Source organism: Nocardia vinacea (genome assembly GCF_035920345.1).
GTDB lineage: Bacteria > Actinomycetota > Actinomycetes > Mycobacteriales > Mycobacteriaceae > Nocardia > Nocardia vinacea_A.
Window position 1 is genome coordinate 9864154 of sequence record NZ_CP109149.1, and the last position, 13104, is coordinate 9877257.

Below are 13104 nucleotides of genomic sequence, written 5' to 3' on the forward strand. Positions count from 1 at the left end.
TCAATCCTGGTGGGTCGAAATGCTTTCCAGCCATGGGTGATCGGGGTGCACCCGCGACAGCCACTCGAACAGCCGGGACCTTTGGGATCTGTCCATCACGGGTAGCGCACGACGGAAGTCGGCTTCGTCCTTGTCGCGGCGTGCCTTTGCCTTGAACAGGAGTGCGACCTCGGGGGTCGCGTACGGGATGCCCTCGCTGGTGTGGCGAATCAGATCTTCGTAGGACAGGGTGATCGATGGGTCGCGGCGGCACGCCCATCGATCACCGACGTGCGGTTCGCGAAACACATCGAGTCGATAGCGCCCGGTCTCGGGTTCGCGAAGCCAAGTTTGATGGAAGTCCGCCGATTTCGCCGGAAACGGCCAGATTCGATCGTCACCGACAACGTCCCACTCGAACTCCGGGAAAGCGGCGACAACCTCGCTGAATCTGCCTTGCGGGACACCGATTTCGAGGTCGCTGTGTTCCCGAGCCCCGCCGCCGGTGAACAGTTCCAGCGCCCATCCCGCTGTCACGCACCACGGAACCGCGACATCCGACAACCGCTCCGCGACTTCAGCAGGCGTCCACGCCACCCACAGCCTTTCGCATTCCTCCGCCGAAACCACACGTCCCGCCACCTCGGGTGATCCTGCCGCATCGGGATCGGAGATGGGCATCGGGACGCTCCTTCCAGGCGTATGCGCCGACGAAGGATTCAGCGTACGCGGGTGCCGAGCAGATGACGCACGCCGCCGACGAACAGTTGCAGACCGAAGTCGAAACGTGCTGTCGCATCCGGGGTTTCGTTCAGCGGTGAGGCGTCCTCGGTCAGTGCACCGGCCGAATCCATCTGCATTCTGGACTGTTCGTCCACGGTTTGTCCGAGCACGTAGTACAGCAGCGTGTACGCCGCGAGTTCCGCTTCCGGCCGCGGCATCCCGCCCCGGATCGCGGCGCCCACGAGCCGTTCCCGACCCTTGCTCGTGGTGAGTCGGGAGGCATAGGTCGCCGAGACCAATTCGGCGCCGTCGCGATAGGCGAGCAGGCAACCGCGCAACCGATGCGCCAATTCGGTGATCTGGCCCGACCAGTCCTCGGCCTCGATCGGATCCTCCATCGGGGCCAGGATCCGGTCGGCGACCGCGCCGAGCAGTGCCTGCTTATTGGGGAAGTGCCAGTACAGCGCACCGGGCTGGACCTGGAGTGAACCGGCGAGCCTGCGCATGGTCAGGTCGGCGAGACCGTACTGGTCGAGAATGGCGATGGCGCCGTCGACCACGTCCGCGCGGTGCAGCTGCACGCTGTTTCCTTCCCCGAGGTGTTTTGACTCACTTGTTACCGCTACCCTAGCCTGAACACCGTTCAAGTTGCACGGCCACCTCGGCCGGACGAAGGGATTCGTGCAGTGACCCAGGCACCCGTCCAAACCGACATTCTGGCGACCGCCCGCGAGCAGGTGCTCGAGCGCGGCGAAGGCCTGACGCAGGAGCAGACCCTCGAGGTACTCCGGCTCGGCGACGACCGGCTGGAGGAACTGCTCGCCCTCGCACACGACGTGCGCATGAAGTGGTGCGGTCCCGAGGTCGAGGTCGAGGGCATCATCAGCCTCAAGACCGGCGGCTGCCCCGAGGACTGCCACTTCTGCTCGCAGTCGGGCCTGTTCCAGTCGCCGGTGCGCGCCGCCTGGCTCGATATCCCCAGCCTGGTCGAAGCCGCCAAGCAGACCGCCAAGACCGGCGCCACCGAGTTCTGCATCGTCGCCGCCGTGCGCGGTCCGGACGAGCGGCTGATGGCGCAGGTCGCCGCCGGTGTCGAGGCCATCCGCAACGAGGTCGACATCCAGGTCGCGTGTTCGCTGGGCATGCTCACCCAGGAGCAGGTCGACCAGCTCGCCGCCATGGGCGTGCACCGCTATAACCACAACCTGGAGACCTCCCGTTCGCACTTCCCGAACGTCGTCACCACGCACACCTGGGAAGAGCGCTGGGACACCCTGCGCATGGTGCGCGAGGCCGGTATGGAGGTCTGCTGCGGCGGCATCCTCGGCATGGGCGAAACCTTGGAGCAGCGTGCGGAATTCGCGGCGAACCTGGCCGAGCTCACGCCGGACGAGGTGCCGCTGAACTTCCTCAACCCGCGGCCGGGCACCCCGTTCGGCGACCTCGAGGTGCTGCCCGCCGCCGACGCACTGCGTGCCGTCGCCGCATTCCGGCTCGCGCTGCCGCGCACCATCCTGCGCTTCGCGGGCGGTCGCGAGATCACCCTCGGCGACCTCGGCGCCAAGCAGGGCATCCTCGGCGGTATCAACGCTGTGATCGTCGGCAACTACCTGACCACCCTCGGTCGGCCCGCCGAAGCGGACCTGGATCTGCTCGGTGAGCTGAAGATGCCGATCAAAGCGCTCAACGAAACACTCTGAATCGGTCACGAAAGAGGCTGGCGCCGTGAGTACTGTCATGGATATGGACGAGCGCTACAACCCGTTCACCGGCAAACGCATCGTGCCGGGGCTCGACGATCCGGTCCCGGCCGCCGCGGCACTGGGACTGGAGCCGCCGCGCTTCTGCGAGCAGTGCGGCCGGCGCATGATCGTGCAGGTCAGCCCGGACGGCTGGTGGGCGAAGTGCTCGCGGCACGGTGTGCTGGATTCGAAGAATCTGGAACACCGCTAGTGGTGGCCGAATACGGCGACGTCGTCACCGCGCCGCCCGGATCGGCCCGAATGGTGGGCGTGCGGCGTGAGCTGCGGGCGGCCGCGCTGATCGCGGTCGGGGCAGTGCTGCTCGGCGTGCTCGGCGGTGTGGTGTGGGCCTTCGTGGCGCCCACCGAGCAGTATCTGGTGGTCAAGGCGCGCGCCGGTGCGGTATCGGCCAAGGGCGCGGCCCTGACCGGGGAGAGTGTGCACCAGTTCGACGCGCTGGCGATTTTCGTCTGCATCGGTGCGGTCCTGGGTGTGCTGACGGCGATCGGCGCATGGCGTTGGCGTCGCGCGCGCGGACCACTGCTGCAACTGGGGCTGCTGATCGGTTCCGGTGCAGGCGCTTACGTGATGTCGAAGGTCGGCGAGCAGATCATGCAGTGGCAGCATCCGATGCCGTACGACCCCGCGGTCGGCCAGATCGTGCGGCTGCCGGTGGAGGTCGGCAGTTGGCTTGCGCTGATCGTGCAACCGCTGCTCGCCTCGCTGATCGTGCTGTTCCTCGCGGCGTTCAGTCCGACAGCGGATCTCGGCACCGGCTTCAGCGGACCGCTCGGCGATTCGCGGCCATACTTCACTGCGGCAAGCGGATTCGCGACCGTCGACAATGCCGATTCGTATCGTGGTGCGAACGGCGGGCCGGTGCCCTACGGTGTGCCGTATGGCGGCTTCGGGCCGCCCGGTTCGGATCGCGCGCGCTGACGTTATCCGAACCGTTGCCCACGCGGCGGCACAGACGTACCACAACGGCCTAGAATTGTGGGACACGCTGTGCGTTCAGAGAGGAACGGATCGTGGCGTTCGTTGGTAGCGGGCCGGTCGTCGAGGAACTCGACGCGCAGTTCTGGCGGGTGGTCGAACCGCTAGTCTATCGAGGCGCCACACAGGAATTCGTCATCCCAGCGGGCTTCCGCACCGACTTCGCCTCGGTGCCACGGGCATTGGTCTGGCTGATACCCCGCTACGGCGCCTACACCCGCGCCGCAATCCTGCACGACTATTTGCGAAGCTCGCACGAGGTGAGCACCGCCGACGCGGACGGCCTGTTCCGCCGCTGCCTGCGCGAGTTCAAGGTGTCGATACCGCGTCGGTGGATGATGTGGGCCGCAGTGCGTTTGGGGAGCGGACTGCGCGGCGCCACACTCGGCGATATCGCACGCTTTCTACTCGTCGCAATCCTCTCGATCCTGTTCCTGGCGATCCCGGTCGTCGCGGTGCAGGTATTCCTGTGGCTGTTCTGGTTGGTGGAGTTGGTGTTCTGGGCTGTAGCGCGCGTCGGACAGCGCACCGCGGCCCCGCCACCACAACCCCAGATGAAGACCGCGTGACCGTCCGGTCCGGAACTCTGTTTCAGCAGTTCAACCTGCGTATTCGCATGTCCTGATCGAGGCTCGCGCTCGCGATCCGTCTTAATCTCATTGCACGCCAGGGGGTGTCGCTCCCGCTATCGGAAAGTGCAGGAGGACAGATGGAATCGCGTCTGCGACCGTCGCCGAGAACCGTTTTCGCACAACAATTCGCCGCGCTGTTCGCGGCCGCGGGCAATCCGACGTTGCGTCGGGTGGCGACCGCAGCGGAGGCGCGGATGCGGGCGGCACGAGCGCCCGGCCAGAAGAACGGAGCTTCGGTCCAGCGCATCAGCGACTGGAAGTCCGGGCGCAATGTTCCCGCGCGATTCGAATCCCTGCTGCCCGTCCTGCTCACACTGATCGACGAGGCGCGCAAGTCCAGTAAGCCGGTTCCGCCCGCCTTGCTGGATGTGCAGGAGTGGCAACGGTTGTGGGCGGCATCGAATGCCTGGGATCCGGCATCCGAAGCCACCGAATGCCCCTATCTCGGGCTGACCTCCTACCGGCGCGCCGATGCGGAGTTGTTCTTCGGCCGGTCCCGGCCGACCGCGGAATTGGCCGAGTTGGTCCGCGCGACAATGGGTCCCGAGGGGGACGGCGGGATCGTCATGCTGGTCGGGGCGTCCGGGGCGGGCAAATCGTCACTGCTGGCAGCGGGTCTACTTCCGGCGCTCGCCGATCCGGTCGACGACTGGGCGGTCGCAACCATGACGCCGGGTACCGCACCCGTTGCCGCGCTTTCAGCTGCTGTCCGGGGAGATCGCACTGGCAATTCTGTTGTGACTGCGGATACCGCAGCACCTGCTGTCACTGGACGTGCGGACGATGCCGGGCTCGTGGACGGCGGCCGTTCCGGTCCCGGCGCCGGTGAGTCCGAGAAGACCGACGACTCTTCGGAATTCATTACCGCAGCGCTCGCCGAATGGGGTGTGGACCGACACCGCCTGCTGATTGTGGACCAGTTCGAGGAACTATTCACCCTGTGCCGCGACGAGGATGAGCGCGAGGCGTTTCTGGCCGCCCTGGAACACCTCGCCATTCGCGGCGAACGCGAACCAGCCGCCGTCGTCATCGCCGTCCGCGCCGACTTCTACGCCCGCTGCCTCGACGTCCCTCTCCTGGAGGACGCCCTCAAACACCGCAGCTACCTCCTCGGCCCGATGCGCCTCGACGAACTCGCCGAAGCCATCACCCGCCCCGCCGAATTGGCCGGCTACAAACTGGAATCCGGTCTGGAAGAACTCGTCATCAGCGAGCTGTGCGGACTCGGCGGACAGCGCCGAGCCTACGACCCCGGCGCACTACCCCTGGTATCGCATGTGATGGCGGCCGTATGGCAACGACGCGACGGCACCCGCCTCACCATCGAAGGCTATCGCGCGGCGGGCGGCGTCATCGGCTCCGTCGCCGCGACCGCCGAAAAGGCCTGGGGCGAACTGACCGACTTTCAACAGAGCATCGGCAAACAGGTCCTCCTCGGCCTGGTAGCCGTCGGCGACGACTCCCGCGACACCCGCCGCAAAGTAACCCGCGCCGAACTGATCCACCAGACGGTCGAGGCCGCCGAGGCCGCCCTGGAAGTGTTGGCCCGCACCAGATTGATCACACTGGATGCTGAATCTGCCTACCTGACACACGAAATCGTCCTCGACGCGTGGCCCCGCCTACGCACTTGGATCGATGAGGACCGCGTCGGATACCTGGAACGCCAACGGCTGCAGGCGGATGCGGCGGATTGGGCAACGGGCGGCCGTGACCCGTCGCTGCTCTACCGCGGCGCACGGCTGATCACCATGCAGGAGCACGCGGACAAGGGTGCGATCGGCGCTGTGGCGGAAGAGTTCCTGGCGGCATCACAGCAGGCGCGTCGGCGCACGCAGCGGCGGTCGTCGGCGCGGATGGTGGTGCTGGCCCTGCTCGGTGTGATCGCGCTGGTGCTGGCCGGTGTGGCCTTCGTACAGAGCGGTACGGCGAAAACCCAACGGGACAACGCGATCTTCGCGGCAGTACTCGCCGAATCGGACCGGCTCGAGACAACCGACCCGTCGCTTTCGGCGCAACTGGTGCTGGCGGCCGACAAGCTGCGACCCGGTGATCCCGAAGTGCGTGTACGCCTACTGAATACGCAGAACATGGCGTTGGCGAGTGCGTTGCCGGGGCACGAAGGGTTCGTCCACGCGCTGGCCGTTCGGCCGGACGGGCGGTTCATCGCCTCGGGCGGCTCCGACAAAACCGTTCGGCTATGGGACATTTCCGATCGTCGCCATCCGAGGGAAGTCGGTCGACCACTGACCGGGAGCACCGGCTCGGTCTACGCCGTGGCGTTCAGCCCGGACGGCTCGCTGCTCGCCTCGGCATCTGGCGACAACACGGTGCAGCTGTGGGATGTGCGCGATCCGGCGCATCCCATCATGATCGGCACGCCGCTGCCCAGCGGTTATCCCAACGTGCTCGTCTTCGGCGCGGATGGCAAGACATTGGTAACCGCGAGCAAGGACCTGCCAATCATGTTCTGGGACATAGGTGATCCCACCCGCCCCACTCCGATCGGCACGCCGATCCCGAAACTGTCGTCGGATCCGCCGACCTTTGCGACGGTCGGCCCGTCTCTGCGGACTGCGGTCACGGTTGGGATAAACGGGGAGACACTTCTGTGGCGTATTCCGGATCCGCATTCCACCGCGGTGTCCGTCAGACTGACGAGTGACGTCCTGTCGGCCGCATCAAGTCCCGAGTCCGCATTCACTCCGGACGCCGTGTCGGCCGCAATCAGTCCAGACGGAGCGGTCGTCGCGGTCGCGGGTCGAGAAGCTATCCATCTTTGGGATGTTCGTGACCCGGTGACACCGCGGGCGATCGGGCAGCCACTGAATATCGGCCCGCCCTCGGTGGGGACGCCGATCGCCTTCAGCCCGGATGGTCGGACAGTGGTCGCAGTCTCCGATCGCGGAACGGCCACCGCATGGAATATCGCCGATCCGGATCACCCGGCCACGGTAGGAGGACGGCTGGCGGGCACCAAAGGGGCGGTAACGGCAATTTGCTTCGCTCCCGACGGACAGACGGTGGTGACCGGCGGACAAGACGGCGCCGTTCGAGTGTGGTCGATGCCGCGGATCGGTCCGGGCGATAACCTGACCCGCGCATACGAACCGATCATCGATGCGAGCGGGACGAGGATGGTGGTCCGTTCGGGCGACCGCGCGGTCGAGGTGTGGCAGATCAGTGACCCGAACACGCCGCGCCGACTCGGCAGGCTCGAGCTGCCGCTCTCGGGTGCCACCAATATGGCGATGACATCGGACGGCCGCCTGCTGGTGGTCGGTGATGAGCGGTATCTTGGTGTGCTGATTGATATAGCCGATCCCACCGCCATGCGTGTGCTCAGTGAATTGCCAGCCGAGACAGGGCAACTCAGTGCCGTCGGGTTCAGTCCGGATTCACGGCTGCTCGTGACTGCCGGGCTCACCGGGGTGTCCGGGACAACACCCAACGATGTCATTCGAGTCTGGGACGTGTCTGATCCGGTGCGTCCGCGGGCAGTGGGCGAGCCGATATCCGCTGCGCACGATTACCCCTTCGGTGTGCAGTTCAGCCCGGACGGTCGTCGATTGGCAGTGGCGCGCATGCAGGAATCGGTCACCATGTGGGATATCGTGAACCCGGCCGCCCCGAAGAGGCTCGGGCACATTGCGGCCGGACAGGCCCAGTCGGGGATTACCCTCGCATTCACGCCGGACGGACGCACTCTGGTGACCTCCGGTGATGATCTGCGAATACGCGTGTGGGACGTCCAGAATCCGAGCGAACCGGTCGCGATCGACGCTCCACTGATCGGTCACACCACCTTGATCGGCTCGATGTCCTTCAGCCCCGACGGCCGCCTGCTGGCATCGGGTGGACTCGATGCGGTTCAACTGTGGGACTTTACGAACCCCCGCAAACCCGAGCCGATCAAGCACCCTGTCACGGCGGCCGCATCGTCGACCTTCTGGATCACCGCATTCCACCCCGGCGGGGAGTACCTGGTCGGGGCAGACTCGGGCGGAATCCGGGTGTGGGATTTGAATCCACAGCACAGCATTGCGCGCATCTGCGATGCCACGACACCGAGGTTGAGTTCCGAGGTGTGGAAGGACCATCTGCCAGGGCTCCCGTATCGGCGGCCGTGCGAATAATCCAGGTTTCGGAGGCTTTGTTCTCACTGAAAATCGGTGGCCACATGTGCGGTCGGGTGGATACCGTTGACGCGCACGTTGAGCCGCGAGTGGGAAGGAGGTGGCGATGAGCGAGGACATGTTGACCAGGCATGGGCAGGCAGTGCTGGTTCCGGAGGCCGGGGAGCGGGCTGATCTGGTGGCGTGGCGGCGGCGGAATGCGCTGCGGCGGTCCAATGCCGCGCAGCCGATTCCCAGTGCGCGGCGGTATCGGCGGAAGGCGAAACATAAGGGGCGGGAGCGGGATTGAGGTTGCGTCCCGCAGTTTGTGGTTGACCCCGTTTTCACGTGCTATGGCATGTGAAGGCGGGGTCTTTGTTGTTGGCGGGGACGAGTTGTTGTTTCTCGGGCATAGTTCCCACGGTGTGCTCAGCATGGTCGCATCCGGTGAGCAACCGGTTCGCGGTGAACTCGTCGGCGTGGTCGAGAAGTGTTCTGACACAGGGCTTCACCGACTCGCAGCACCGTGTCTACGTCCGGTCCGGAAAGCCGACAGGCCTGCCGGACGCCGACCGCTTCCGGACCGGATAACTCGTATCCGACTGTGACCAGCCATATTCGGCGGCTCTGCGCATCGCTCCGTTTCGCCCGGCGCGATCGCTCTCTACCGTCTGAGTTGTTCGATTCGTTCGAACCGCGGAGCCGTACTTCGGTCTCGACTCCGCGAATCACCGGGAGGATTCAGCGATTCGGAGGGGGAGAGCAATGTCCTGGAAATCGGTGTATGGGAAATCGGTGGTGGCGGGAGCCGTGTTGGCGATCGGAGTGATTTCCGGCGCAGCGCAAGCGGTTGCCGAACAGCCGGGCGAGGTGACAGCGACGCGGGTCGAGGCTCCGGCCGAGTCCGCGTTCCCGTGCCTCTGGCCGGTGTGCGTTTTGAGCTCCGGGCACTTGGGTGTGCCCGGCGGGCTGTCCGAGTAGAAGGGGAGTGCCCTGGTCGATGCCGACGAGGGCACGCTCGGATGCCGTGGCCCCTACGGCAGTGGCCATGGCACAGTCCATTTCGAGCTCGGCGACCGCTTCGGGGGAGCGGCCGCCGAACTGAGGGGCGATCGTGGGGCAGGCGATCGTGGGGAGGTCAGGTGGGTGGGCGCAGCGCGGCGAATTCGTCGGTGACTCGGATTTCGGAGTCGGTGAACCGATAGACCGCCGCGGGGCGTCCACCCGCCCGGCCGGGGGATGCGGTCGCGCCGGTCGGCGTGATCACCTTGCGGCGGGTGAGAACTCGCTGCAGATTCGTCGTGTCGACCTCGTAACCAAGTGCGGCACAGTAGATTTCGCGCAGCGTGGACATGGTGAACCGCTCAGGTGCCAGGGCGAAGGCGATATTGGTGTAGGAGAGCTTCGCGGCGAGCCGGGTGCGCGCGTGTTCGACGACCGTGCCGTGATCGAACGACATGCGCGGCAGCTGGGAAACCGGATGCCACGTGGTGTCCGAGGGTAGTTGCGGGTCCGCGGTCAGCGGCACCAGCCCTAGATAGGCCGAGGCGATCCGCCGCGGTGCGGGGACTCGGTCCGGATTGCTGAATACCGACAGCTGCTCGAGATGTGCCAGCTCGCGCACATCGACCTTCTCGGCGAGCTGGCGACGGGCCGAGACATTGAGGTCTTCATCGTCGCGCAGCCGTCCGCCGGGTAGCGACCAGGTGCCCTTCTGTGGGTCGAGGGCGCGCTCCCACAGCAGCACCGCGAGTTCGGTCCGCTGACCGGGCGGACAAGGCCGAATCAACTCATCTGTTATACGCGCAGGGCTGCTACCTGCGGTGATGTCGTCGGGGAAGCGCCGAACCTGGAACACCGCGGTGAGCGTTTCGTGGATGGTGCTACTATGGGCCACGTTTTCGATTGTAAGTCGAAAACCTGGTTTGGTGCGAATCGGCTGCCATGTGAAAAGGCACAAGGGCCGAGCGCACGAGGAGAGGAGCCATCCATGGCGACCATGGGTGTGAAGTTGGCGCCCCCGCTGATGGGGCAGGTAGTCGATGGTCCGACCGGATTCGCCGGTGTCGAGGCCACACCGGAGTGGGCAGCCGAGGTCAAGCGGCTCGCCAGGGAGCGCAACGCGACGATTCTCGCGCACAACTACCAGTTGCCCGAGATCCAGGACGTGGCCGACCATGTCGGTGACTCGCTGGCGCTGTCCCGCATCGCGGCCGAGGCCCCCGAGGACACCATCGTGTTCTGCGGTGTGCACTTCATGGCCGAGACGGCCAAGATTCTCAGCCCCGAGAAGACCGTGCTCATTCCGGACCAGCGGGCGGGCTGTTCTCTGGCCGATTCCATCACCGCCGACGAATTGCGAGCCTGGAAGGCCGAATTCCCGAATGCGGTGGTCGTCTCGTACGTGAACACCACCGCCGCGGTGAAGGCGCTCACCGATATCTGCTGCACCTCCTCGAATGCCGTCGATGTGGTCGCTTCGATCGATCCCGACCGCGAGGTGCTGTTCCTGCCGGATCAGTTCCTCGGCGCGCACGTCAAGCGGGTCACCGGCCGCGAGAATATGCACATCTGGGCGGGCGAATGCCACGTACATGCCGGGATCAACGGCGACGAACTGACCGAACAGGCCCGCACCCACCCGGATGCCGAACTGTTCGTGCACCCCGAGTGCGGTTGCGCCACTTCGGCTTTGTACCTCGCGGGTGAGGGCTCGTTCCCGGCCGAGCGGGTGCACATTCTGTCGACCGGCGGGATGATCGACGCCGCCAAGGCCGCGAAGTCGAATCAGGTCCTGGTCGCCACCGAGGTCGGCATGCTGCATCAGCTGCGAAAAGCTGCCCCCGGCATCGACTTCCAGGCCGTGAACGACCGTGCGTCCTGCAAGTACATGAAGATGATCACCCCGGCGGCGCTGCTCCGCTCGCTCGTGGAGAACACCGACGAGGTGCACGTCGACCTGGAAACCGCCGCGCTGGCTAGCAATTCGGTGCGGCGCATGATCGAAATCGGCAACTCGGGCGGCGGCGAATGAACGGCTGCGATCAGAGCGCGACATGTGCGCTCGTCCGGAGTGGCGGTGCGGAATGATCACCGGGGTGGTCGGTAGCGATATCGCTGCCGACCAGGTCGAGAAGGGCAGGGGCGCATGAGTACCGCGCCGCGGATCGACTGGGAAGCCGCCGCCGATCTGGTCGTGATCGGTGGGGGCGTCGCCGGGTTGACCGCGGCACGAACGGCATCGCTGCGCGGGCTGCGGGTGCTCATCCTCAGCAAGGGCGGCCCGACGGATACCGCAACCCAGTACGCCCAAGGCGGTATCGCCGTCGTTGCGCCGCATGAGGATTCGGTGGAATCGCATATGCGCGACACGGTCGAGGCCGGTGCCGGACTGTGTGACGAGGCGGCGGTGCGGTCGATCGTCGAAGGTGGCCAGGCGGCCGTCGCCGCACTGACCGATCTGGGTGCGGTCTTCGATCTCGCTCGGGACGGCCAGATCTCGCGCACCCGCGAGGGCGGTCACAGCACGCGGCGGATCATCCATGCCGGAGGTGACGCCACCGGCGCCGAGGTGCAGCGCGCACTGAATGCGGCCGGGTTGCCGGTCCTGTTCGGTGCCGCGGCACTGGAGGTTGTCACCGGCCGGTCCGGTGTGCAGGGCGTGATCGCGGTGTCGGAGAACGGATTCGGGGTCGTGCACGCACCGGCGGTGCTGCTGGCGACGGGCGGGCTCGGTCAGCTGTACGCGCTGAGTACGAATCCGCCGGGTGCGACCGCCGACGGCATCGCGCTGGCGCTCTGGGCCGGTGCCACGGTGGCCGATCTCGAGTTCGTGCAGTTCCATCCGACGGTGCTCTATACCCCCGGTGGACTCGGCAGACGCCCGTTGATCAGCGAGGCGGTCCGCGGCGAAGGCGCGATACTGGTCGATTCCGAAGGGAATTCGGTGACCGCGGGTGTGCACCCGCGTGGTGATCTGGCACCGCGCGATGTGGTGTCGCGTGCGATCGCCGCACGGATGCGCGCCCTCGGCACCGATCACGTCTACCTCGACGCCCGAGCGATCGACACCTTCCCACAACGTTTCCCGACGATCACCGCATCCTGCCTGGCCGCCGGGATCGACCCGCATACCGATCTCATTCCGGTCGCTCCCGCCGCGCACTATCAATGTGGCGGGGTCGTGACCGACACGCACGGCCGGACCGCGGTTCCCGGTCTGTATGCCGCGGGTGAGGTGGCGCGCACCGGGTTGCACGGCGCCAACCGGCTCGCCTCGAACAGTCTGCTCGAGGGGTTGGTGGTCGGTGAGCGGGCCGGGGTGGCCGCTGCCGAACGCCTCGGCGAGGAAGCGCACGTGACGGACGTGTCCTTCCACACCATTCCGCGCGCCGCCCGAGCCTTGGTGCAGCAGTCGATGACGTTGCATGCCTCCGTGGTTCGCGATGCCGCCGGACTGGCGGAGGCGGCCGTGCGGTTGCGAGATGCGGTGTCGCACAGCGCGGCAAGTCGCTTGCGTGCCGAGTTGACCACTGCCAAAAAGCGATTGACGGGTGCGGCGCTCGACGGCGCACTGAACAGCAGCGGGACTGTGAATACCGGTGCGGCGTCGCACGACACCGAAGACCTCAACGGTGCGGCCGCGGCACAACGCATCACCGCGTTCGAGGACGCCGCCCTCACCCTCACCGCCCAGGTGCTCCTGCTTTCTGCGGCAGCCCGCACCGAAAGCCGCGGCTCGCACACCCGCTCCGACCACCCGACCCCCGACGACAACCAACGCCGCAGTCGCGCAGTACGGCTGGGCCCAGAAGGTCACCCCGTCCCCGCTCCCGACGGCCTCGACCTCACCACCTGGACCCAGGACGCCATCCCCAGCGCCTCATGACCGCGGCAATGCACGAGAACAGTAGGACG

Annotated in this window: 12 protein-coding genes; 9 read left to right on the top strand and 3 right to left on the bottom strand. The window is 66.3% G+C overall.

Annotated elements, in window-relative coordinates:
* Both OIE68_RS44760 and OIE68_RS44765 read right to left on the bottom strand, forming a co-directional pair.
* Nucleotides 1-660, bottom strand: coding sequence for a nucleotidyltransferase domain-containing protein (locus OIE68_RS44760; RefSeq protein ID WP_327096928.1), 660 nt, complete (start codon nt 658-660; stop codon nt 1-3).
* Between the two features lie 38 nt (nt 661-698).
* On the bottom strand, nt 699-1283 hold the full coding sequence (locus tag OIE68_RS44765) for a TetR/AcrR family transcriptional regulator C-terminal domain-containing protein (RefSeq protein ID WP_040688744.1): 585 nt from the start codon (nt 1281-1283) through the stop codon (nt 699-701).
* A gap of 105 nt (nt 1284-1388) precedes the next feature.
* Here OIE68_RS44765 and bioB point away from each other — a divergent pair, with 105 nt between their 5' ends.
* The 7 genes from bioB (at nt 1389) to OIE68_RS44800 (ending at nt 9168) form a co-directional block, all read left to right on the top strand.
* On the top strand, nt 1389-2402 hold the full coding sequence (gene bioB, locus OIE68_RS44770; protein ID WP_327096929.1) for a biotin synthase BioB: 1014 nt from the start codon (nt 1389-1391) through the stop codon (nt 2400-2402).
* Between the two features lie 37 nt (nt 2403-2439).
* Entirely contained in the window at nt 2440-2655 is a 216-nt protein-coding gene (locus tag OIE68_RS44775) for a hypothetical protein (RefSeq protein WP_174415049.1), read from the top strand.
* A gap of 2 nt (nt 2656-2657) precedes the next feature.
* Nucleotides 2658-3383 carry a DUF2567 domain-containing protein gene (locus OIE68_RS44780; RefSeq protein WP_327096930.1) on the top strand — a complete coding sequence of 242 codons (726 nt, stop codon included), beginning with the start codon at nt 2658-2660 and terminating at the stop codon, nt 3381-3383.
* Between the two features lie 92 nt (nt 3384-3475).
* A complete protein-coding gene (locus OIE68_RS44785; protein WP_327096931.1) occupies nt 3476-4009 on the top strand; it encodes a DUF1353 domain-containing protein in 534 nt (177 codons plus the stop codon).
* A gap of 140 nt (nt 4010-4149) precedes the next feature.
* Complete coding sequence (locus OIE68_RS44790; protein WP_327096932.1) at nt 4150-8208, top strand: AAA family ATPase; 4059 nt, start codon at nt 4150-4152, stop codon at nt 8206-8208.
* A 106-nt stretch (nt 8209-8314) separates the two neighbouring features.
* A complete protein-coding gene (locus OIE68_RS44795; RefSeq protein WP_327096933.1) occupies nt 8315-8497 on the top strand; it encodes a hypothetical protein in 183 nt (60 codons plus the stop codon).
* A gap of 455 nt (nt 8498-8952) precedes the next feature.
* A complete protein-coding gene (locus OIE68_RS44800; RefSeq protein WP_327096934.1) occupies nt 8953-9168 on the top strand; it encodes a hypothetical protein in 216 nt (71 codons plus the stop codon).
* 157 nt (nt 9169-9325) lie between these two features.
* Here OIE68_RS44800 and OIE68_RS44805 read toward each other — a convergent pair whose 3' ends face one another.
* Complete coding sequence (locus tag OIE68_RS44805; protein ID WP_327096935.1) at nt 9326-10084, bottom strand: NUDIX hydrolase; 759 nt, start codon at nt 10082-10084, stop codon at nt 9326-9328.
* A gap of 93 nt (nt 10085-10177) precedes the next feature.
* On the opposite strand from OIE68_RS44805, the gene nadA reads away from it, so the two are divergent.
* Nucleotides 10178-11221 (top strand): quinolinate synthase NadA, encoded by a 1044-nt coding sequence (nadA, locus tag OIE68_RS44810; protein ID WP_327096936.1) that lies wholly within the window; start codon nt 10178-10180, stop codon nt 11219-11221.
* A 114-nt stretch (nt 11222-11335) separates the two neighbouring features.
* Nucleotides 11336-13075: an L-aspartate oxidase gene (locus tag OIE68_RS44815; protein WP_327096937.1), complete on the top strand. Its 1740-nt coding sequence runs from the start codon at nt 11336-11338 to the stop codon at nt 13073-13075.
* The last annotated feature ends 29 nt before the right edge of the window (nt 13076-13104 follow it).